The following is a 23879-nucleotide window of genomic DNA, read 5'->3' as shown; positions in this document are numbered from 1 at the left end:
ACCCATAGTCGCATGGTGTCGCCTTCTTTACTTTTGTTACTGATTTGTAAAATTATTTTGCGTCAGCTAAACCATCGAGGTAGCGTTCCGCATCAAGTGCCGCCATGCAGCCTGTACCCGCAGATGTAATGGCCTGGCGATAAATGTGATCCATCACGTCGCCTGCGGCAAAGACGCCAGGGATGCTGGTCTGGGTGGCATTACCATGAATACCCGACTGCACTTTGATGTAGCCGTTTTCCAGTTCCAACTGCCCTTCGAAAATAGCCGTGTTCGGGCTGTGGCCGATAGCCACAAACAGACCGGCAACGTCGAGTGACTCGATGTTATCGCTGTTTTGTGTATCGCGCAGACGAACGCCAGTGACGCCCATCTGATCGCCGGTCACTTCTTCCAGCGTACGGTTGGTGTGCAGAATGATATTGCCGTTTTCCACTTTATCCATCAGACGCTTAATGAGGATTTTTTCCGCGCGAAAACTGTCACGACGGTGGATAAGATGTACTTCCGAAGCGATGTTAGACAGATACAGCGCCTCTTCAACCGCCGTATTGCCGCCGCCGATGACCGCAACTTTTTGGTTACGATAGAAGAAACCGTCGCAGGTTGCACAAGCAGAAACCCCACGCCCTTTAAAGGCTTCTTCAGAGGGCAGGCCGAGATAGCGAGCAGAAGCTCCAGTGGCAATAATCAGCGCATCACAAGTGTATTCGCCGCTATCGCCAGTAAGACGGAACGGACGATTCTGCAAATCTACTTTGCTGATGTGATCAAAAATGATTTCAGTTTCAAATTTAGCGGCATGTTCGTGCATGCGCTCCATTAATAACGGACCGGTCAGATCGTTTGGATCGCCTGGCCAGTTTTCCACTTCCGTGGTGGTGGTCAGTTGGCCGCCTTTTTCCATGCCGGTAATCAGCACAGGTTGCAGGTTGGCGCGCGCCGCGTAGACAGCAGCGGTGTATCCCGCCGGGCCTGAACCCAGGATAAGCAGTTTACTGTGTTTGGTCGTGCCCATGAGATCCCCATAGTTGTTGGCAGACAATGGGCAGGATTGTAGGGAATTTACAGACGTAAAAAAAGAGTATGACGATTTTGTTAACAATTTGTGCAATCGGCAGTATCGATAAGCAGGTCAAATTCCCTCCGGCATTATCACCTCTGCTACTTAAATTTCCCGCGTTATAAGCCGATTAAATGATGAATAAACGCCCCTGTTAATGAATATCTGGCATGTTGTACTAAAAATCGATGTTTTGCTTTGACAATCCCCTGGTGTTTTGCGAAAACATTCGAGGAAGAAAAAAAACAGTATTCTTATATGCGCATAACCATGCATGTAAATACCATGTTTACCGTGCTAGTGAAATCTACGTATGGCGTGGACAGACGCCATTCGTGATGTCGATAGCTGCCACCAGGCAACGGTCTTCTCACCGTAGACCAGGCATTGCGCGCCGTGAATCTTAATGATTTCGGTCTATCGTGACGGGTAGCGACTCTGAACAGTGATGTTTCAGGGTCAGACAGGAGTAGGGAAGGAATACAGAGAGACAATAATAATGGTAGATAGCAAGAAGCGCCCTGGCAAAGATCTCGACCGTATCGATCGTAACATTCTTAATGAGTTGCAAAAGGATGGGCGTATTTCTAACGTCGAGCTTTCTAAACGTGTGGGACTTTCCCCAACGCCGTGCCTTGAGCGTGTGCGTCGGCTGGAAAGACAAGGGTTTATTCAGGGCTATACAGCGCTGCTGAACCCCCATTATCTGGATGCATCACTTCTGGTATTCGTTGAGATTACTCTGAATCGTGGCGCACCGGATGTGTTTGAACAATTCAATACCGCTGTACAAAAACTTGAAGAAATTCAGGAGTGTCATTTAGTATCCGGTGATTTCGACTACCTGTTGAAAACACGCGTGCCGGATATGTCGGCTTACCGTAAGTTGCTAGGGGAAACCCTGCTGCGTCTGCCTGGCGTCAATGACACGCGGACATACGTTGTTATGGAAGAAGTCAAGCAGAGTAATCGTCTGGTTATTAAGACGCGCTAACACGGAACAGGTGCAAAATCGGCGTATTTTGATTACACTCCTGTTAATCCATACAGCAACAGTACTGGGGTAACCTGGTACTGTTGTCCGTTTTAGCATCGGGCAGGAAAAGCCTGTAACCTGGAGAGCCTTTCTTGAGCCAGGAATACACTGAAGACAAAGAAGTCACATTGACAAAGTTAAGTAGCGGCCGCCGCCTTCTGGAGGCGTTGCTGATCCTTATTGTCCTGTTTGCCGTCTGGTTGATGGCTGCCTTACTAAGCTTTAACCCTTCGGACCCCAGCTGGTCGCAAACGGCCTGGCATGAACCTATCCATAATTTAGGTGGGATGCCCGGTGCGTGGCTGGCAGATACCCTGTTCTTTATTTTTGGCGTGATGGCTTACACCATTCCCGTCATTATTGTCGGCGGTTGTTGGTTTGCCTGGCGTCATCAGTCCAGTGACGAATACATTGATTATTTTGCCGTTTCGCTACGCATCATTGGCGTTTTGGCGCTCATCCTTACCTCCTGTGGTCTGGCGGCAATCAACGCTGACGATATCTGGTATTTTGCCTCCGGTGGCGTCATTGGCAGCTTACTAAGCACTACGCTACAACCACTGCTACACAGTAGCGGGGGAACAATTGCGCTGCTCTGCGTTTGGGCAGCGGGCCTGACGCTGTTCACCGGTTGGTCATGGGTGACCATTGCTGAAAAACTCGGCGGCTGGATTTTAAACATTCTCACCTTCGCCAGTAATCGTACCCGTCGCGATGATACCTGGGTCGATGAAGATGAGTATGAAGACGACGAAGAATATGAAGATGAAAATCACGGCAAACAGCATGAATCACGCCGTGCCCGTATTCTTCGCGGCGCGTTAGCGCGTCGTAAACGTCTGGCGGAAAAATTCATTAATCCGATGGGGCGGCAAACAGATGCTGCGTTGTTCTCCGGTAAGCGGATGGATGATGAAGAAGAGATTACCTACACTGCACGCGGTGTGGCTGCCGACCCTGACGACGTCCTCTTTTCGGGCAATCGTGCAACGCAGCCAGAATATGACGAATACGATCCATTATTAAACGGTGCGCCAATTACCGAACCTGTTGCTGTAGCAGCTGCTGCTACCACGGCGACACAAAGCTGGGCTGCACCGGTTGAACCTGTGACTCAGACGCCGCCAGTTGCCTCTGTTGATGTTCCACCTGCGCAACCTACAGTAGCCTGGCAGCCTGTACCGGGGCCACAAACGGGAGAGCCGGTTATTGCTCCTGCACCGGAAGGTTACCCTCAGCAGCCACAATATGCGCAGCCTGCAGTGCAATATAATGAGCCGCTGCAACAACCTGTACAGCCACAGCAGCCGTATTATGCGCCTGCGGCGGAACAACCTGTGCAACAACCTTACTACGCTCCTGCGGCGGAACAACCTGTTCAGCAGCCGTATTACACAACTGCGGCGGAACAGTCTGCGCAACAGCCGTATTACGCCCCTGCGCCAGAACAACCGGTGGCAGGTAACGCCTGGCAAGCCGAAGAGCAGCAATCCACTTTTGCTCCACAGTCTACATACCAGACTGAGCAAACTTATCAGCAGCCAGCCGCTCAGGAGCCGTTGTACCAACAGCCGCAACCCGTTGAACAGCAGCCTGTTGTGGAGCCTGAACCCGTTGTAGAAGAGACAAAACCCACGCGTCCGCCGCTTTACTATTTTGAAGAAGTGGAAGAGAAGCGAGCCCGTGAACGTGAACAACTTGCGGCCTGGTATCAACCGATTCCAGAACCGGTTAAAGAACCGGAACCGATCAAATCTTCGCTGAAAGCACCTTCTGTTGCAGCAGTACCTCCAGTAGAAGCCGCTGCCGCTGTTTCTCCGCTGGCATCTGGTGTGAAAAAAGCGACACTGGCGACGGGGGCTGCCGCAACCGTTGCCGCGCCAGTTTTCAGTCTGGCAAATAGCGGTGGACCGCGTCCGCAGGTCAAAGAGGGGATTGGCCCGCAGTTGCCACGACCGAAACGCATCCGCGTGCCAACTCGTCGTGAACTGGCGTCTTACGGTATTAAGCTGCCCTCACAGCGTGCGGCAGAAGAAAAAGCCCGTGAAGCCCAGCGCAATCAGTACGATTCCGGCGATCATTATAACGATGATGAAATCGATGCGATGCAGCAGGATGAACTGGCGCGTCAGTTCGCCCAGACGCAGCAGCAACGCTATGGCGAACAGTATCAACATGATGTGCCCGTGAATACAGAAGATGCAGATGCTGCGGCAGAGGCAGAACTGGCTCGTCAGTTTGCTCAAACTCAACAACAACGTTATTCCGGCGAACAACCGGCTGGGGCGAATCCGTTCTCGCTGGATGATTTCGAATTTTCGCCAATGAAAGCTTTGCTGGATGATGGGCCACACGAACCGCTGTTTACGCCAATTGTTGAACCTGTACAGCAGCCGCAACAACCGGTAGTGCCGCAGCAGCAATACCAGCAGCCACAACAACCGGTAGCGCCGCAGCAGCAATATCAGCAGCCACAACAACCGGTTGCACCGCAGCAGCAATATCAGCAGCCGCAACAGCCGGTTGCACCACAGCCGCAGTATCAGCAGCCACAACAGCCGGTTGCACCACAGCAGCAATATCAGCAGCCGCAACAGCCAGTTGCGCCGCAGCCGCAGTATCAGCAGCCACAACAACCGGTTGTGCCGCAGCCGCAGGATACCCTGCTTCATCCACTGTTGATGCGCAATGGCGACAGCCGTCCGTTGCATAAACCGACGACGCCGCTGCCTTCTCTGGATTTGCTGACACCGCCACCGAGCGAAGTGGAACCGGTAGATACCTTTGCGCTTGAACAAATGGCGCGCCTGGTGGAAGCGCGTCTGGCTGATTTCCGTATTAAAGCCGATGTCGTCAATTACTCTCCGGGACCGGTTATCACTCGCTTTGAATTGAATCTGGCACCGGGCGTAAAAGCGGCGCGCATTTCTAACTTGTCTCGTGACCTTGCCCGTTCACTTTCGACGGTGGCGGTGCGTGTCGTTGAAGTTATTCCTGGCAAACCTTATGTAGGTCTGGAGTTACCGAATAAAAAACGACAAACCGTTTATCTGCGCGAAGTGCTTGATAATGCGAAGTTCCGCGATAATCCGTCACCATTAACTGTGGTGCTGGGTAAAGATATCGCCGGTGAGCCGGTGGTTGCCGATCTGGCGAAGATGCCGCACTTGTTGGTTGCGGGGACTACCGGTTCCGGTAAATCTGTCGGTGTGAACGCGATGATCCTGAGCATGCTTTATAAAGCACAGCCAGAAGATGTGCGTTTCATCATGATCGACCCGAAAATGCTGGAGCTTTCGGTTTATGAAGGCATTCCGCACCTGTTAACGGAAGTTGTTACCGATATGAAAGATGCCGCCAACGCGCTGCGCTGGTGTGTTAACGAGATGGAGCGTCGTTACAAACTGATGTCTGCGCTGGGTGTGCGTAATCTGGCGGGTTATAACGAAAAAATTGCTGAAGCCGATTGCATGATGCGTCCGATTCCAGACCCGTACTGGAAGCCGGGTGACAGTATGGATGCCCAGCATCCGGTGCTGAAAAAAGAACCGTACATTGTGGTGTTGGTGGACGAATTTGCCGACCTGATGATGACGGTAGGTAAAAAAGTGGAAGAGCTGATAGCACGTCTGGCGCAAAAAGCCCGTGCTGCAGGTATCCACCTCGTACTGGCAACGCAGCGTCCATCGGTTGATGTTATTACTGGTCTGATTAAAGCGAATATTCCGACCCGTATCGCCTTTACCGTTTCCAGCAAGATTGACTCCCGTACCATTCTTGATCAGGCTGGCGCGGAATCACTGCTGGGTATGGGGGATATGCTTTACTCTGGGCCGAACTCCACGTTGCCGGTACGTGTTCATGGTGCTTTTGTTCGCGATCAGGAAGTTCATGCCGTGGTGCAGGACTGGAAAGCGCGTGGTCGCCCACAGTATGTTGACGGCATCACCTCCGACAGCGAAAGCGAAGGTGGTGCGGGTGGTTTCGATGGCGCTGAAGAATTGGATCCGTTGTTCGATCAGGCGGTGCAGTTTGTCATTGAAAAACGCAAAGCGTCAATTTCAGGCGTACAGCGTCAGTTCCGCATTGGTTATAACCGTGCAGCGCGTATTATCGAACAGATGGAAGCGCAAGGGATTGTCAGCGAACAGGGGCACAACGGTAATCGTGAAGTGCTGGCCCCACCGCCGTTTGACTAATTAATGCATCGTAGGCCGGATAAGGCGAGGTAGCGTTGCATCCGGCACTCTATCAACTGAAAATTCAGTATTTTCTTCTTTCCTCAAGCTGATTATTAGCCTGGAATAGAGAGTAGAGGGAACTCCCGATCGGGAGTGACGTAATTTGAGGAACAATGATGAAAAAAATTGCCATCACCTGTGCATTACTCTCAAGTTTAGTGGCGTCCAGTGTTTGGGCTGATGCCGCAAGCGATCTGAAAAGCCGTCTGGATAAAGTCAGCAGCTTCCACGCCAGCTTCACACAAAAAGTGACTGACGGTAGCGGCGCTGCGGTGCAGGAAGGTCAGGGCGATCTGTGGGTGAAACGTCCAAACTTATTCAACTGGCATATGACTCAACCTGACGAAAGCATTCTGGTTTCTGACGGTAAAACACTGTGGTTCTATAACCCGTTCGTTGAGCAAGCTACGGCAACCTGGCTGAAAGATGCCACCGGTAATACGCCGTTTATGCTGATTGCCCGCAACCAGTCCAGCGACTGGCAGCAGTACAATATCAAACAGAATGGCGATGACTTTGTCCTGACGCCGAAAGCCAGCAATGGCAATTTGAAGCAGTTCACCATTAACGTAGGGCGTGATGGCACAATCCATCAGTTTAGCGCGGTGGAGCAGGACGATCAGCGCAGCAGTTATCAGCTGAAATCCCAGCAAAATGGGGCTGTGGATGCAGCGAAATTTACCTTCACCCCGCCGCAAGGCGTCACGGTAGATGATCAACGTAAGTAGAGGCACCTGAGTGAGCAATCTGTCGCTCGATTTTTCGGATAATACTTTTCAACCTCTGGCCGCGCGTATGCGGCCAGAAAATTTAGCACAGTATATCGGCCAGCAACATTTGCTGGCTGCCGGGAAGCCATTGCCGCGCGCTATCGAAGCCGGGCATTTGCATTCTATGATCCTCTGGGGGCCACCGGGTACCGGCAAAACAACCCTCGCTGAAGTTATAGCCCGTTATGCGAACGCTGATGTGGAACGTATTTCTGCCGTCACCTCTGGCGTGAAAGAGATTCGTGAGGCGATCGAGCGCGCTCGGCAAAACCGCAATGCTGGTCGCCGCACTATTCTTTTTGTTGACGAAGTTCACCGTTTCAACAAAAGTCAGCAGGATGCATTTCTGCCACATATTGAAGACGGTACCATCACTTTTATTGGTGCAACCACTGAAAACCCGTCGTTTGAGCTTAATTCGGCACTGCTTTCCCGTGCCCGTGTCTATCTGCTGAAATCCCTCAGTACAGAGGATATTGAGCAAGTACTGACTCAGGCGATGGAAGACAAAACCCGTGGCTATGGTGGTCAGGATATTGTTCTGCCAGATGAAACACGACGCGCCATTGCTGAACTGGTGAATGGCGACGCGCGCCGGGCGTTAAATACGTTGGAAATGATGGCGGATATGGCCGAAGTCGATGATAGCGGTAAGCGGGTCCTGAAACCTGAATTACTGACCGAAATCGCCGGTGAACGTAGCGCCCGCTTTGATAACAAAGGCGATCGCTTTTACGATCTCATTTCCGCACTGCATAAGTCGGTACGTGGGAGCGCACCCGATGCGGCGCTGTACTGGTATGCGCGAATTATTACCGCCGGTGGCGATCCGTTATATGTCGCGCGTCGCTGTCTGGCGATTGCGTCTGAAGATGTGGGTAATGCTGATCCACGAGCGATGCAGGTGGCAATTGCGGCCTGGGATTGCTTTACTCGCGTTGGTCCGGCTGAAGGTGAACGTGCCATTGCTCAGGCGATTGTTTACCTGGCCTGCGCGCCAAAAAGTAACGCTGTCTATACCGCATTTAAAGCCGCGCTGGCCGATGCTCGCGAACGTCCGGATTATGACGTGCCGGTTCATTTGCGTAATGCGCCGACAAAACTAATGAAGGAAATGGGCTACGGTCAGGAATATCGTTATGCTCATGATGAAGCAAACGCTTATGCTGCCGGTGAGGTTTACTTCCCGCCGGAAATAGCACAAACACGCTATTATTTCCCGACAAACAGGGGCCTTGAAGGCAAGATTGGCGAAAAGCTCGCCTGGCTGGCTGAACAGGATCAAAATAGCCCCATAAAACGCTACCGTTAATGTTATCGTTGCGGTAATGTTGTTACTGTATCCCTGTGGTCGCAGGCTGTGGCCACATCTCCCATTTAATTCGATAAGCACAGGATAAGCATGCTCGATCCCAATCTGCTGCGTAATGAGCCAGACGCAGTCGCTGAAAAACTGGCACGCCGGGGCTTTAAGCTGGATGTAGATAAGCTGGGCGCTCTTGAAGAGCGTCGTAAAGTATTGCAGGTCAAAACGGAAAACCTGCAAGCGGAGCGTAACTCCCGATCGAAATCCATTGGCCAGGCGAAAGCGCGCGGGGAAGATATCGAGCCTTTACGTCTGGAAGTGAACAAACTGGGCGAAGAGCTGGATGCAGCAAAAGCCGAGCTGGATGCTTTACAGGCTGAAATTCGCGATATCGCGCTGACCATCCCTAACCTGCCTGCAGATGAAGTGCCGGTAGGTAAAGACGAAAATGACAACGTTGAAGTCAGCCGCTGGGGTACCCCGCGTGAGTTTGACTTTGAAGTTCGTGACCATGTGACGCTGGGTGAAATGCACTCTGGCCTCGACTTTGCAGCCGCAGTTAAGTTGACTGGTTCCCGCTTTGTGGTAATGAAAGGGCAGATTGCTCGCATGCACCGCGCACTGTCGCAGTTTATGCTGGATCTGCATACCGAACAGCATGGCTACAGTGAGAACTATGTTCCGTACCTGGTTAACCAGGACACGCTGTACGGTACGGGTCAGCTGCCGAAATTTGCTGGCGATCTGTTCCATACTCGTCCGCTGGAAGAAGAAGCAGACACCAGTAACTATGCACTGATCCCAACGGCAGAAGTTCCGCTGACCAACCTGGTACGCGGTGAAATCATCGATGAAGATGATCTGCCAATTAAGATGACCGCCCACACCCCATGTTTCCGTTCTGAAGCAGGTTCATATGGTCGTGACACCCGTGGTCTGATCCGTATGCACCAGTTCGACAAAGTTGAAATGGTGCAGATCGTGCGCCCGGAAGACTCAATGGCGGCACTGGAAGAGATGACCGGTCATGCGGAAAAAGTCCTGCAGTTGCTGGGCCTGCCGTACCGTAAAATCATTCTTTGCACCGGCGACATGGGCTTTGGCGCTTGCAAAACTTACGACCTGGAAGTATGGATCCCGGCACAGAACACCTACCGCGAGATCTCTTCCTGCTCCAACGTTTGGGATTTCCAGGCGCGTCGTATGCAGGCACGTTGCCGTAGCAAGTCGGACAAGAAAACCCGTCTGGTTCATACCCTGAACGGTTCTGGTCTGGCTGTTGGTCGTACGCTGGTTGCGGTAATGGAAAACTATCAGCAGGCTGATGGTCGTATCGAAGTACCGGAAGTTCTGCGTCCGTATATGAACGGACTGGAATATATTGGCTAATACCCAATTTTTCTGAATCTAAAAAGCGCCTTCGGGCGCTTTTTTTGTCTCCCTTTGATACCGAACAATAATTACTCCTCACTTACACGTAATACTACTTTCGAGTGAAAATCTGCCTATCTCTTTGATTTTCAAATCATTCGATGTGTACAAACCTATATAGCGAACTGCTATAGAAATAATTACACAATACGGTTTGTTACTGGAATCAATCGTGAGCAAGCTTGAGTGAGCCATTATGAAAACGAAAATCCCTGATGCGGTATTGGCTGCTGAGGTGAGTCGCCGTGGTTTGGTAAAAACGACAGCGATCGGCGGCCTGGCAATGGCCAGCAGCGCATTAACCTTACCTTTTAGTCGGATTGCGCACGCTGTTGATAGTGCCCTTCCGGCAAAGTCAGACGAAAAGGTTATCTGGAGCGCCTGTACAGTTAACTGTGGTAGCCGCTGCCCGCTACGTATGCACGTTGTGGACGGTGAAATTAAATATGTTGAAACGGATAATACCGGCGATGACAACTATGACGGCCTGCACCAGGTGCGCGCCTGTCTGCGTGGGCGTTCCATGCGTCGCCGTGTCTACAATCCGGACCGCCTGAAATATCCGATGAAACGAGTCGGGGCGCGCGGTGAAGGCAAATTCGAGCGCATTAGCTGGGAAGAAGCCTACGACATCATCGCGACCAATATGCAGCGCCTGATCAAAGAGTACGGCAACGAGTCTATCTATCTGAACTATGGTACCGGTACGCTGGGCGGCACCATGACCCGCTCCTGGCCGCCGGGAAATACCCTGGTCGCTCGCCTGATGAACTGCTGCGGCGGTTATCTGAACCATTACGGTGACTACTCTTCCGCGCAAATTGCGGAAGGTTTGAACTATACCTACGGCGGCTGGGCGGATGGTAACAGCCCGTCAGATATTGAAAACAGTAAGCTGGTGGTACTGTTTGGTAATAACCCTGGCGAAACGCGAATGAGCGGTGGTGGGGTGACTTATTACCTTGAGCAGGCTCGTCAGAAATCCAATGCTCGTATGATCATTATCGATCCGCGCTATACCGACACCGGTGCCGGGCGCGAAGATGAGTGGATCCCTATTCGTCCGGGAACAGATGCCGCACTGGTTAATGGTCTGGCGTACGTCATGATCAGCGAAAATCTGGTTGATCAGGAATTCCTCGATAAATATTGCGTTGGCTACGACGAGAAAACCCTGCCAGCTAGTGCACCGAAAAATGGCCACTATAAAGCTTATATTCTGGGGGAAGGGCCAGATGGCGTGGCTAAAACACCGGAATGGGCCTCGCAAATCACCGGTGTTCCGGCAGACAAAATCATCAAATTGGCTCGTGAAATCGGTAGTACCAAACCGGCGTTTATCAGCCAGGGATGGGGCCCGCAGCGTCACGCTAACGGTGAAATCGCAACCCGTGCTATCTCGATGCTGGCGATTCTGACCGGTAACGTTGGTATTAACGGGGGCAACAGCGGCGCGCGTGAAGGTTCATACAGCTTACCTTTTGTCCGTATGCCGACCCTCGAAAACCCGATCCAGACCAGCATTTCGATGTTTATGTGGACCGATGCCATTGAACGTGGCCCGGAAATGACAGCGCTGCGTGATGGTGTGCGCGGGAAAGATAAGCTGGATGTGCCGATCAAAATGATCTGGAACTATGCTGGTAACTGCCTGATTAACCAGCATTCTGAAATCAACCGTACCCATGAAATCCTTCAGGATGATAAGAAGTGCGAGCTGATTGTGGTTATCGACTGCCACATGACCTCATCAGCGAAATATGCTGACATCCTGCTGCCTGACTGCACCGCTTCCGAACAGATGGACTTTGCACTGGATGCATCCTGCGGGAATATGTCTTACGTGATTTTCAACGATCAGGTGATTAAACCGCGCTTTGAATGTAAGACCATCTATGAAATGACCAGCGAACTGGCAAAACGTCTTGGCGTTGAGCAACAGTTTACTGAAGGCCGTACACAGGAAGAGTGGATGCGGCATCTGTATGCCCAGTCGCGGGAAGCGATTCCTGAACTGCCAACGTTTGAAGAGTTCCGCAAGCAGGGGATCTTTAAAAAGCGCGACCCACAAGGGCATCACGTTGCTTATAAAGCTTTCCGTGAAGATCCGCAGGCAAATCCGCTGACCACGCCATCGGGTAAAATTGAGATTTATTCGCAGGCGCTGGCTGACATTGCCGCGACCTGGGAATTGCCAGAAGGCGACGTGATCGATCCACTGCCGATCTACACGCCGGGCTTTGAAAGTTATCAGGATCCGCTGAACAAACAATATCCGCTGCAGCTTACTGGCTTCCACTACAAATCTCGCGTTCACTCAACTTACGGCAACGTTGATGTGCTGAAAGCAGCTTGCCGTCAGGAAATGTGGATCAACCCGCTTGATGCACAAAAACGCGGTATCAACAACGGCGATAAGGTCAGGATCTTTAACGACCGTGGTGAGGTTCACATTGAGGCAAAAGTGACGCCACGAATGATGCCGGGTGTGGTCGCACTGGGTGAAGGTGCCTGGTATGACCCGGATACAAAACGTGTCGATAAGGGCGGTTGTATTAACGTACTGACCACTCAACGTCCGTCTCCTCTCGCTAAGGGGAATCCGTCACATACAAACCTGGTTCAGGTTGAAAAGGTGTAAGGAGTAACCGATGACAACCCAGTATGGATTTTTTATTGATTCCAGCCGTTGCACCGGTTGCAAAACCTGCGAGCTGGCTTGTAAAGACTACAAAGATCTGACGCCGGAAGTCAGCTTCCGCCGCATTTATGAATATGCTGGCGGTGACTGGCAGGAAGATAACGGTGTCTGGCATCAGAACGTGTTTGCCTACTATCTGTCGATTTCATGTAACCACTGCGAAGATCCGGCTTGTACTAAAGTCTGCCCGAGCGGTGCGATGCATAAACGTGAAGATGGTTTTGTTGTGGTCGATGAAGATGTGTGCATTGGCTGCCGCTACTGCCATATGGCTTGCCCGTATGGCGCACCGCAATATAACGAAACGAAAGGCCATATGACCAAATGCGATGGTTGTTATGACCGTGTTGCGGAGGGGAAGAAGCCGATCTGTGTTGAATCTTGCCCGCTGCGGGCGCTGGATTTCGGCCCTATCGACGAGCTGCGTAAAAAACATGGCGATTTGGCGGCTGTTGCGCCGTTGCCGCGAGCTCACTTTACCAAACCGAATATTGTGATCAAACCCAATGCCAACAGCCGCCCAACCGGGGATACCACTGGCTATCTGGCAAACCCGAAGGAGGTGTAAGATGGGAAGTGGATGGCATGAATGGCCGCTGATGATCTTCACGGTCTTCGGGCAATGTGTAGCAGGTGGTTTTATCGTTCTGGCTTTGGCGCTGCTCAAAGGCGACCTGCGAGCAGAAGCCCAGCAGCGTGTTATTGCCTGCATGTTTGGCTTATGGGTGCTGATGGGTATTGGCTTTATCGCCTCTATGCTTCATCTTGGTTCACCGATGCGCGCCTTTAACTCGCTCAACCGGGTAGGGGCTTCAGCACTCAGTAACGAAATCGCCAGCGGTTCGATCTTTTTTGCTGTTGGTGGCATCGGCTGGTTACTGGCAATGCTGAAAAAGCTGTCACCGGCATTGCGTACGCTGTGGCTGGTGGTGACGATGGTTCTTGGCGTAGTCTTTGTCTGGATGATGGTGCGTGTCTATAACAGCATCGATACCGTACCCACCTGGTACAGCATCTGGACACCGATGGGCTTCTTCCTGACGATGTTCATGGGCGGCCCGTTACTGGGTTACCTGTTGCTGAGTCTGACTGGCGTCGATGGCTGGGCGATGCGTCTGCTGCCAGCTATTTCTGTACTGGCCCTGGTAGTGAGTGGCGTGGTGTCAGTGATGCAGGGCGCAGAGCTGGCGACTATTCATAGCTCTGTGCAGCAGGCCGCAGCGCTGGTGCCGGACTATGGTGCGCTGATGTCCTGGCGGATCGTGCTTTTGGCTGTTGCCCTGTGCTTGTGGATTGCACCACAGCTAAAAGGTTATCAGCCTGCGGTTCCGCTACTTTCCGTATCATTCATTCTGCTTCTGGCAGGGGAATTAATCGGTCGTGGCGTATTCTATGGTTTGCATATGACCGTGGGGATGGCCGTCGCAAGCTAATCATAACAACCGGGGTTTCGGCCCCGGTTCTCTTTTATTTCTGCTTCGTTAACGTGTCATAACTGGTCATCAAATTACGATAATCAGGAATATGGTTAGAGAACAACGTCGCCAGTCCTTCAATATCATTACGCCAGTCGCGATGCAGCTCGCACGCCACGCCGAACCATGTCATCAATTGCGCACCAGCTTGCGACATGCGATCCCATGCCGAATGCCGGGTAATTTCATTAAAGGTCCCTGACGCGTCAGTCACGACAAAGACGTCAAACCCTTCTTCAATGGCTGAAAGCGCCGGGAATGCCACGCAAACTTCGGTTACCACACCGGCAATAATTAACTGTTTTTTACCTGTCGCTTTGACAGCTTTTACAAAATCTTCGTTATCCCAGGCGTTAATATTTCCCGGGCGAGCAATGTAAGGTGCATCGGGAAACTGTGCTTTCAGTTCTGGAACTAATGGGCCGTTAGGACCGGTTTCAAAACTGGTGGTAAGAATAGTAGGTAAGTTGAAATACTTAGCCAGATCACCCAGCGCCAGCACGTTATTTTTAAACTTATCGGGTTCGATATCCCGTACAAGGGAAAGTAAACCAGCCTGGTGATCAACAAGCAAAACGGCAGCATCATTTTTATCAAGACGAACATACGGTTTGGTCATCCTCTTCTCCTTTCGAGAGTCAGTGGTACGTCTGAAATCGGTCAGACGCGATGCATTGCTCTGAAAGCATAGACGGGAAATATGAGTTTGCTGTGACCATGAAATTTTTCGACTGAACGAAGCGTATGAAATTTGTGTTAGATCAATAAAAACAATCAGATGAGATTAATCGTCTCTCCAGCATTAGCGTTATGAATGAGTAATATAAATCGATAATACCTCAGCTGCGATATGCGCGTATTTTCACCCATTGACAATGTTTTTGGCGGTGGCATGATGCGCATGAAATTTGAACTTCCTCACGGTTTTAATTCATGTCCACGTATACCCGGCCTGTCATGCTTTTGCTGTCTGGCCTGCTTTTGTTGACTTTGGCGATCGCAGTGTTAAATACACTCGTGCCGCTTTGGCTCGCCCAGGAACATATGTCCACATGGCAGGTAGGCGTTGTCAGCTCATCCTATTTTACCGGCAACCTGGTCGGTACATTGCTGACAGGGTATGTCATTAAGCGCATTGGCTTTAACCGCAGCTATTATCTGGCCTCCTTCATTTTTGCCGCTGGCTGTGCCGGCCTTGGCCTGATGATTGGATTCTGGAGCTGGTTGGCTTGGCGTTTTGTCGCCGGCGTCGGCTGTGCCATGATTTGGGTGGTTGTTGAGAGCGCGCTGATGTGCAGTGGGACGTCACGTAACCGTGGGCGTTTGCTTGCTGCGTATATGATGGTTTATTACGTGGGAACGTTTTTAGGCCAGTTACTGGTCAGCAAAGTTTCAACCGAGCTGATGTCCGTATTGCCGTGGGTTACAGGTTTGACGTTGGCAGGGATCTTACCGCTGTTGTTTACGCGTGTGCTGAATCAGCAGGCTGAAAACCATGATTCGACGTCAATTACGTCAATGCTAAAACTCCGTCAGGCGCGGCTTGGCGTGAATGGCTGCATTATCTCAGGAATCGTTCTGGGATCTCTATATGGCCTGATGCCGCTGTACCTCAATCACAAAGGGGTGAGCAATGCCAGCATTGGTTTCTGGATGGCGGTACTGGTCAGTGCGGGTATCCTTGGACAATGGCCGATTGGACGTCTGGCGGATAAGTTTGGTCGACTGCTGGTGTTGCGTGTTCAGGTCTTTGTCGTCATTCTCGGCAGTATCGCGATGCTTAGCCAGGCGGCGATGGCCCCAGCGTTATTCATCCTCGGTGCCGCTGGCTTTACGCTATATCCGGTGGCGATGGCATGGGCTTGCGAGAAAGTTGAACATCATCAACTGGTAGCGATGAATCAGGCCTTACTGTTGAGCTATACCGTGGGAAGTCTGCTTGGCCCGTCATTTACCGCTATGCTAATGCAGAATTTCTCCGATAATTTATTGTTTATCATGATCGCCAGCGTATCGTTTATCTATTTGCTGATGCTGCTTCGCAACGCCGGTCATACGCCGAAACCCGTTGCTCACGTGTAAATGAATTAACGCAGAGTGTGAACTTACTGTTTCACACTCTGCTTTTTTGTTTCTTCTCTCTGACTTGCTTTTTTCAAAATTTTATTCGTTTCAAAATAAAATGTGCAGCAGGTTATAATTTTGCATTTCGCTATTTCCGCACTTCTTATTTGCCGCGCATAATCCCTCGTTTTACAGATGCCCCTTTAATTTTGGCGAAGGATTTGTCTATGGCTGGGAATGTTCAGGAAAAACAGCTGCGATGGTACAACATTGCGCTGATGTCTTTTATCACTGTCTGGGGTTTTGGCAACGTTGTTAATAACTACGCCAACCAGGGGCTGGTGGTTGTTTTTTCATGGGTGTTTATCTTTGCGCTCTATTTCACACCTTATGCGCTAATTGTTGGTCAGTTAGGCTCGACCTTCAAAGATGGGAAGGGCGGGGTCAGTACCTGGATTAAACACACGATGGGACCCGGACTGGCTTACCTCGCCGCGTGGACCTACTGGGTAGTGCATATTCCCTATCTGGCACAAAAACCCCAGGCAATACTGATTGCGCTCGGTTGGGCGATGAAAGGCGACGGTTCGCTAATCAAAGAATATTCAGTCGTAGCGTTACAGGGGTTAACGCTGGTGCTGTTTGTCTTCTTTATGTGGGTTGCTTCACGCGGTATGAAATCGCTGAAAATCGTCGGTTCTGTGGCAGGGATTGCGATGTTTGTTATGTCGCTCCTGTATGTGGCGATGGCGGTAACCGCGCCTGCGATTACTGAAGTGCATATTGCGACCACAAACATTACCTGGGAAACGTTCATTCCTCATATCGACTTTACCTACATTACCACTATTTCAATGCTGGTTTTCGCGGTTGGCGGAGCAGAGAAGATTTCTCCTTACGTTAATCAAACGCGCAACCCAGGAAAAGAATTTCCAAAAGGGATGTTATGCCTGGCGGTGATGGTTGCGGTTTGTGCCATTCTGGGCTCACTGGCGATGGGGATGATGTTTGACTCGCGTAATATCCCGGATGACTTAATGACTAACGGTCAGTATTACGCCTTTCAGAAGCTGGGCGAATATTACAACATGGGTAATACTTTAATGGTGATTTATGCCATTGCGAATACCCTGGGACAAGTAGCTGCGCTGGTATTCTCGATTGATGCGCCGCTTAAAGTGTTATTAGGCGATGCTGACAGCAAATATATTCCAGCCAGTTTATGTCGTACCAACGCTTCTGGTACGCCCGTTAATGGCTATTTTCTGACCCTGGTGCTGGTGGCGATCCTGATAATGCTGCCGACTCTCGGCATTGGTGATATGAACAATCTCTATAAATGGCTGTTGAATCTTAACTCGGTAGTGATGCCGCTGCGTTATTTATGGGTATTTGTTGCATTTATTGCAGTTGTTCGCCTGGCGCAGAAATATAAGCCGGAATATGTCTTTATTCGTAATAAGCCGCTGGCAATGACCGTCGGAATTTGGTGTTTTGCCTTTACCGCTTTTGCCTGCCTGACTGGTATTTTCCCGAAAATGGAAGCCTTCACCGCAGAGTGGACATTCCAGTTGGCGCTGAATGTTGCAACGCCGTTTGTGCTGGTGGGATTAGGGCTGATATTCCCGCTGCTGGCGCGTAAAGCGAATAGCAAATAATTATTGTGGTCGGTGACGCTGACTCTGGCAGATCTGACCCGTTTTTACATAATCGAGAAATGCGCGCAAGCCGCAGGACATATACTGGCGGTTTGGGTAATAGATCTGGAAGCCTGGACGCTCTGTGATCCAGTCTTCCAGTACACATTCTAAACGACCGGTATCAAGGTACTCCTTGATCTGTTCATAGAGCAGATACCCGATACCAGCACCCATCAAAACGGCATCCAGTTCAGCATCAACATCATCCAGAATGATATTTCCTGCGACAGCAATTTCCAGCTCCTTTGCAAATTGCCAGTGGAAAGGTTTGCCGCTGGGATAACGAAAAACAACACATTGATGATTAAGCAGATCATGAGGATGGCGGGGTTTGCCATATCTTGCAAAGTACTCTGGCGTTGCTGCTACACATAATTTCACTGGCGGGCCGATCGCCACGCTGATCATATCTTTTTCGACGATGCCACTAAGTCGAACGCCAGCGTCAAAGCCCTGCTGGACGATATCAACAAGAGAGTCGTCAGTTGTGAGCTCGACTTTAATATCAGGATATTCACGTGTGAAACCAACCAGTAAAGGTATTAAAAATATACGTGCAGCTACCCGGGCGGCATTGATTTTGAGCGTACCTGTTGGTGTCAGACGAAAATCATTCATCTCATCTAACATGATCTGAATTTCGTCGAAAGCTGGGCGCAATCGTTCATAGAGATTAGAACCCGCTTCCGTTAACGATACGCTTCGGGTTGTTCGATTGAATAAGCGAATTTTAAGACGTTGTTCCAGTGTTTTAATACTATGGCTAATGGCGGACGAAGATAAGCCTAACTCATCGCCTGCTGCACGAAAGCTTTGATTACGGGCCACGGCAAAGAAAGTGGCAAAGTCAGACATATTCATCCGCATTAGTGAAAATCCTTCATTAACTCATCCTGAATCATCACGTTTACAGGATGATGCCGCCTGCGTAAAGTGCGCTCCAGAACTTAACGTGGAGGTAAAATTATGCAGTCTGAACGTATTTATTTGGTATGGGCCCATCCTCGTCATGATTCATTGACCGCACATATTGCTGATGCGATCCATCAGCGGGCAATGGAGCGGAAAATACAGGTGACGGAACTCGATTTATATCGGCGTAATTTCAACCCGGTGATGACACCGGAAGATGAACCAGACTGGAAGAATATGGATAAACGTTATTCTCCAGAGGTTCATCAGCTTTATTCAGAGCTGCTTGAACATGACACGTTAGTGGTGGTTTTTCCTCTCTGGTGGTACAGCTTCCCAGCAATGCTAAAAGGATATATTGACAGAGTATGGAATAATGGGCTGGCTTATGGAGATGGGCACAAATTACCATTCAATAAAGTTCGTTGGGTGGCGCTGGTTGGAGGAGACAAAGAATCATTTGTCCAGATGGGCTGGGAAAAAAATATAAGCGATTATTTGATAAATATGTGCAGTTATCTTGGTATTGAAGATGCCGATGTCACTTTCTTGTGTAATACAGTGGTATTCGATGGGGAAGAACTTCACGCGAGCTATTATCAGTCGTTATTATCTCAGGTACGGGATATGGTAGATGCACTATAAGATGTGTTAAAAACGCTGTAGCAGAATGAAGCGCGGAATAACAAAGCGGCAACTCAATAAAGTTGCCGCTTTACGGGGAAATTAGAACATTACCTTATGACCGTACTGCTCAAGAATGCCTTTCACGCGTTCCATGGTCTCTTTCTTCGGTGGTTTAACACCATCAAGTTTGTATTCTTCACCCATCGCCACCCATTTGTGTTTGCCCAGCTCGTGGTAGGGGAGAAGCTCGATTTTCTCAACGTTGCCCATATCACGGGTAAATTCACCGAGGCGATGCGCTGAATCGTCATCGTCAGACCAGCCTGGGACAACAACGTAGCGGATCCACACCTTCACATTTTTATTCGCCAGATATTTAGCAAACTCCAGCGTGCGGTGGTTGGAAACTCCAACCAGATTTTGGTGGATCTCGTCGTTCATCTGTTTGAGATCGAGCATTACCAGGTCGGTTACTTCCAGCAGTTCATCAATCACCGGATCGTAACGACGAACAAAACCGTTGGTATCCAGACAGGTATGAATGCCTTCTTTTTTGCAGGCGCGGAACCAGTCACGAACAAACTCAGCTTGCAGGATTGCTTCACCGCCGGATGCGGTAACGCCGCCGCCGGAAGCGTTCATAAAGTGGCGATAGGTCACCACTTCCTTCATCAAATCTTCAACGGTAACTTCTTTACCGCCATGCGTGTCCCAGGTGTCGCGGTTATGACAATACAGGCAGCGCATCAGGCAGCCCTGGAAAAAGGTGATAAAGCGAATACCCGGGCCGTCTACGGTTCCACAGGATTCAAAGGAGTGAATGCGACCAATAACTGACATTGCGGTGTTTCTCCAGATGTGGCCCATCTGAGGCCGTGTTGGCGCGCAGCTCGAAGGCTACGTCGAGTCTGTTTTGGCAGTCACCTTAAAGTATAGATAGCTGACAAAAAAGGCTCTCGTGCTAAAAAAGGCCCCACTTTCGTGGAGCCTTTATTGTACGCTTTTTACTGTACGATTTCAGTCAAAACTAATTACATAGATTGAGTGAAGGTACGAGTAATAACGTCCTGCTGCTGTTCTTTAGTCAGCGAGTTGAAACGTACTGCGTAGCCAGATACACGGATGGTCAGCTGCGGATATTTTTCCGGGTTTTCCATCGCGTCGAGCAGCATTTCACGGTTCATCACGTTAACGTTCAGGTGCTGACCACCTTCGATGGATGCTTCGTGGTGGAAGTAACCATCCATCAGACCAGCCAGGTTGGTCTTACGAACTTCGTCGTCTTTACCCAGTGCGTTCGGAACGATAGAGAAGGTGTAGGAGATACCATCTTTAGCGTAAGCAAACGGCAGTTTAGCAACGGAAGTCAGAGATGCTACAGCACCTTTCTGGTCACGACCGTGCATCGGGTTAGCACCCGGTCCGAACGGCGCGCCAGCACGACGACCGTCTGGGGTGTTACCAGTTTTCTTACCATACACAACGTTAGAAGTGATGGTCAGAACAGACTGAGTCGGGATTGCGTCACGGTAGGTGTGCAGTTTCTGAATTTTCTTCATGAAACGTTCTACCAGGTCAACAGCCAGGTCATCTACACGCGGATCGTTGTTACCAAACTGCGGGTATTCGCCTTCGATTTCGAAGTCGATAGCCAGACCGTCTTCGTCACGAATCGGTTTAACTTTCGCATATTTGATTGCAGACAGGGAGTCAGCAGCAACGGACAGACCAGCGATACCACACGCCATGGTGCGGATAACGTCACGGTCGTGCAGCGCCATCAGAGAGGCTTCGTAGCTGTACTTGTCGTGCATGTAGTGGATGATGTTCAGTGCAGTGATGTACTGTTTAGCCAGCCAGTCCATGAAGTGATCCATGCGCTCCATCACTTCATCGTAGTTCAGGAGATCGCCTTTGATCGGTTCAGACTTCGGACCAACCTGCATTTTCAGTTTTTCGTCAACGCCGCCGTTGATTGCGTACAGCATGGTTTTCGCCAGGTTTGCACGCGCACCGAAGAACTGCATTTGTTTACCAACGATCATCGGGCTTACGCAGCAAGCGATAGCGTAGTCATCGTTGTTGAAGTCCGGACGCATCAGGTCATCGTTCTCATACTGCAGAGAAGAGGTGTCAATGGACACTTTAGCGGCGAATTTCTTGAAGTTCAGCGGCAGTTTTTCAGACCACAGAATGGTCATGTTCGGTTCCGGAGACGGACCCATGGTGTACAGGGTGTTCAGGAAACGGAAGCTGTTTTTGGTAACCAGGGTACGACCGTCGAGGCCCATACCACCGATAGATTCGGTTGCCCAGATCGGGTCGCCAGAGAACAGTTCATCGTATTCCGGAGTACGCAGGAAGCGAACCATACGCAGTTTCATGACCAGGTGGTCAACCATTTCCTGCGCTTCTTGTTCGGTGATCTTGCCAGCTTTCAGGTCACGTTCGATGTACACATCCAGGAAGGTGGAGGTACGACCGAAGGACATTGCAGCACCGTTCTGAGACTTAACAGCAGCCAGGTAGCCGAAGTAAGTCCACTGGATAGCTTCCTGAGCGTTGGTAGCCGGACCAGAGATGTCGTAGCCGTATTTCGCAGCCATTTCTTTCATCTGACCCAGAGCGCGGTGCTGTTCAGCGATTTCTTCGCGCAGACGGATAGTCTGTTCCAGGTTTACGCCGTTTTCCAGATCAGCCTGCAGAGAGGTGAACTGAGCGTATTTGTCTTTCATCAGGTAGTCGATACCGTACAGCGCAACGCGACGGTAGTCACCGATGATACGACCACGGCCATAAGCATCTGGCAGACCGGTCAGAACACCGGATTTACGGCAACGCAGGATGTCCGGAGTGTAAACGTCGAACACGCCCTGGTTGTGAGTTTTACGGTATTCAGTGAAGATTTTTTTGATCATCGGGTCCAGTTCGCGGTTGTACGCTTTGCAGGAACCTTCGATCATTTTGATACCACCGAACGGGATAAGAGCACGTTTCAGCGGAGCTTCAGTCTGCAGACCAACAACTTTTTCCAACGCTTTGTTGATGTAGCCAGCGTCGTGAGAGGTGATGGTGGAAGCAACAGCGGTGTCAAAGTCAACTGGCGCGTGAGTGCGGTTTTCCAGTTTAACGCCTTCCATTACTTTGTCCCACAGGGTGGTGGTCGCTTCAGTAGCGCCAGCCAGGAAGGACTCGTCACCCTCGTACGGAGTGTAGTTTTTCTGAATGAAGTCACGGACGTTTACTTCATTCTGCCAGTCACCTTTGGTAAAACCTTCCCAGGCTGTGGCTAACTTTTCATTAAGCTCGGACATGTAACACCTACCTTCTTAAGTGGATTTTTTATTTACTGCGTACTTCGACAACCATTAATGGTGATCGTTTTCACGCAGGTAAATGACCCAGTATGTCAACCCAACCAACAAACCACCGCCGATAATATTACCGATCGTAACCGGAATCAGGTTATCAGTGATGAAGTTCATCACGGTCAGGTGAGAAAAATTTTCCGGTGCAGAACCGACAGCGGTCCAGAATTCCGGAGATGCGAAGTCGCGGATTACAATACCCATCGGGATCATAAACATGTTTGCGATACTGTGCTCAAAACCGCTGGCAACAAACATCGCGACCGGCAGCACCATAATGAACGCTTTATCCATCAGGCTGCGGCCAGAATAACTCATCCATACTGCCAGACATACCATCAGGTTTGCCAGGATACCAAGGCAGACGGCCTCAATAAAAGTATGGTGCACTTTGTGGTCGGCGGTTTGTAGGACGTTTAGTCCCCATTGACCATTCGCGGTCATATACTCGCCGGAAAGCCACATTAAAAGTACAAACAGCAGTGCGCCGACCAGGTTGCCAAAATAGACATTTAGCCAGTTTTTCGCCAACTGACCCCAGGTGATGCGCCCACTCGCCTTGGCAACAACAATCAACACTGTGGAAGTAAAGAGATCGGCTCCGCAGACAACACAAAGAATCAGCCCCAGAGAGAAGCAAATGCCGCCAACCAGTTTTGCCATGCCGAAGGGCATTGTTCCTGTGCCAGTGGTTGCTGTGATATAGAAGACGAATGCGATTGAGATGAAAACACCGGCGGTAATCGCCAGATAGAAAGTCTTAAGCGGATGTTTCGTTGCTTTATAGACACCTGCCTCTTCGGCCACTTTGGCCATTGCTGCAGGAAGTAAAAGATCAAAAGGGTTGTCAGCTTTCACACTAACTCTCTCTTTATTAAGTCGGCGACGAGATACTAACAAAGCATTATAGATGAGAAATTGATATAGATCATATCTCGCCTGGCTTATAGGCCCGTAACTCGCATGGTTTTTATGCAAATACGGAGTAAATATTTGATTATCCAAATAAAAATAAATTTTAAAAATTAACAAATGAGTTGAATTTTTTCCGCATCCTCCGCTAAAACAGTTAATTAAAAGGGAGCACCAGGCGAATAAAGTAACAATATCGATCGTATTTATTAAATACAAAGTACCGATATTTAACTTTATAATTACAATTATTTTATTAATGCAAATATATGT

The 23879-nt window shown here is 50.1% G+C and carries 17 protein-coding genes; 11 read left to right on the top strand and 6 right to left on the bottom strand.

The features are described 5' to 3' along the window. Positions 1-52 precede the first annotated feature (52 nt). Positions 53-1018: a thioredoxin-disulfide reductase gene (gene trxB / locus HEN33_RS17215; RefSeq protein ID WP_000537408.1), complete on the bottom strand. Its 966-nt coding sequence runs from the start codon at positions 1016-1018 to the stop codon at positions 53-55. Between the two features lie 544 nt (positions 1019-1562). Here trxB and lrp point away from each other — a divergent pair. The 8 genes from lrp (at position 1563) to dmsC (ending at position 13981) form a co-directional block, all read left to right on the top strand. Continuing rightward, positions 1563-2057 carry a leucine-responsive transcriptional regulator Lrp gene (gene lrp / locus HEN33_RS17210; RefSeq protein WP_000228473.1) on the top strand — a complete coding sequence of 165 codons (495 nt, stop codon included), beginning with the start codon at positions 1563-1565 and terminating at the stop codon, positions 2055-2057. Between the two features lie 134 nt (positions 2058-2191). Then, complete coding sequence (ftsK, locus tag HEN33_RS17205; RefSeq protein WP_176262574.1) at positions 2192-6298, top strand: DNA translocase FtsK; 4107 nt, start codon at positions 2192-2194, stop codon at positions 6296-6298. Between the two features lie 158 nt (positions 6299-6456). Next, positions 6457-7068, top strand: coding sequence for an outer membrane lipoprotein chaperone LolA (gene lolA / locus HEN33_RS17200; protein WP_001295343.1), 612 nt, complete (start codon positions 6457-6459; stop codon positions 7066-7068). A 10-nt stretch (positions 7069-7078) separates the two neighbouring features. Then, positions 7079-8422 carry a replication-associated recombination protein RarA gene (gene rarA, locus HEN33_RS17195; RefSeq protein ID WP_000067755.1) on the top strand — a complete coding sequence of 448 codons (1344 nt, stop codon included), beginning with the start codon at positions 7079-7081 and terminating at the stop codon, positions 8420-8422. Positions 8423-8512: 90 nt separating this feature from the next. Then, positions 8513-9805 carry a serine--tRNA ligase gene (gene serS / locus HEN33_RS17190; protein WP_000886683.1) on the top strand — a complete coding sequence of 431 codons (1293 nt, stop codon included), beginning with the start codon at positions 8513-8515 and terminating at the stop codon, positions 9803-9805. A 238-nt stretch (positions 9806-10043) separates the two neighbouring features. Continuing rightward, positions 10044-12488 carry a dimethylsulfoxide reductase subunit A gene (gene dmsA / locus HEN33_RS17185; protein ID WP_176262575.1) on the top strand — a complete coding sequence of 815 codons (2445 nt, stop codon included), beginning with the start codon at positions 10044-10046 and terminating at the stop codon, positions 12486-12488. 10 nt (positions 12489-12498) lie between these two features. Then, on the top strand, positions 12499-13116 hold the full coding sequence (dmsB, locus tag HEN33_RS17180; RefSeq protein WP_000213098.1) for a dimethylsulfoxide reductase iron-sulfur subunit DmsB: 618 nt from the start codon (positions 12499-12501) through the stop codon (positions 13114-13116). A gap of 1 nt (position 13117) precedes the next feature. Next, positions 13118-13981, top strand: coding sequence for a dimethyl sulfoxide reductase anchor subunit DmsC (gene dmsC / locus HEN33_RS17175; protein WP_115738851.1), 864 nt, complete (start codon positions 13118-13120; stop codon positions 13979-13981). Between the two features lie 34 nt (positions 13982-14015). On the opposite strand, the gene ycaC is transcribed toward dmsC, so the two are convergent. Continuing rightward, on the bottom strand, positions 14016-14642 hold the full coding sequence (gene ycaC / locus HEN33_RS17170) for an isochorismate family cysteine hydrolase YcaC (protein WP_000165876.1): 627 nt from the start codon (positions 14640-14642) through the stop codon (positions 14016-14018). A gap of 314 nt (positions 14643-14956) precedes the next feature. Between ycaC and HEN33_RS17165 the strand changes: the two genes are divergently transcribed. Then, positions 14957-16105: an MFS transporter gene (locus HEN33_RS17165; RefSeq protein WP_000109295.1), complete on the top strand. Its 1149-nt coding sequence runs from the start codon at positions 14957-14959 to the stop codon at positions 16103-16105. A 209-nt stretch (positions 16106-16314) separates the two neighbouring features. Next, positions 16315-17745, top strand: coding sequence for an APC family permease (locus tag HEN33_RS17160; RefSeq protein ID WP_032183852.1), 1431 nt, complete (start codon positions 16315-16317; stop codon positions 17743-17745). Here the strand turns inward: HEN33_RS17160 and HEN33_RS17155 are convergent, their stop codons facing one another. Beyond that, positions 17746-18654: a LysR family transcriptional regulator gene (locus HEN33_RS17155; protein ID WP_001242668.1), complete on the bottom strand. Its 909-nt coding sequence runs from the start codon at positions 18652-18654 to the stop codon at positions 17746-17748. A 99-nt stretch (positions 18655-18753) separates the two neighbouring features. Between HEN33_RS17155 and HEN33_RS17150 the strand changes: the two genes are divergently transcribed. After that, positions 18754-19344 carry an NAD(P)H oxidoreductase gene (locus HEN33_RS17150; protein ID WP_032302794.1) on the top strand — a complete coding sequence of 197 codons (591 nt, stop codon included), beginning with the start codon at positions 18754-18756 and terminating at the stop codon, positions 19342-19344. 81 nt (positions 19345-19425) lie between these two features. Here HEN33_RS17150 and pflA read toward each other — a convergent pair whose 3' ends face one another. The 3 genes from pflA to focA all read right to left on the bottom strand — a co-directional run bounded on the left by pflA (position 19426) and on the right by focA (position 23552). Then, positions 19426-20166 (bottom strand): pyruvate formate lyase 1-activating protein, encoded by a 741-nt coding sequence (gene pflA, locus HEN33_RS17145; RefSeq protein ID WP_000111043.1) that lies wholly within the window; start codon positions 20164-20166, stop codon positions 19426-19428. A 191-nt stretch (positions 20167-20357) separates the two neighbouring features. Next, complete coding sequence (pflB, locus tag HEN33_RS17140) at positions 20358-22640, bottom strand: formate C-acetyltransferase (RefSeq protein WP_001292812.1); 2283 nt, start codon at positions 22638-22640, stop codon at positions 20358-20360. Between the two features lie 54 nt (positions 22641-22694). Continuing rightward, positions 22695-23552 carry a formate transporter FocA gene (gene focA, locus HEN33_RS17135; protein ID WP_000642546.1) on the bottom strand — a complete coding sequence of 286 codons (858 nt, stop codon included), beginning with the start codon at positions 23550-23552 and terminating at the stop codon, positions 22695-22697. Positions 23553-23879: the final 327 nt, after the last annotated feature.

The organism is Escherichia sp. 94.0001 (assembly GCF_013369155.2).
Taxonomy (GTDB): domain Bacteria; phylum Pseudomonadota; class Gammaproteobacteria; order Enterobacterales; family Enterobacteriaceae; genus Escherichia; species Escherichia coli_F.
This window is presented reverse-complemented; position numbering and strand designations above follow the sequence as displayed.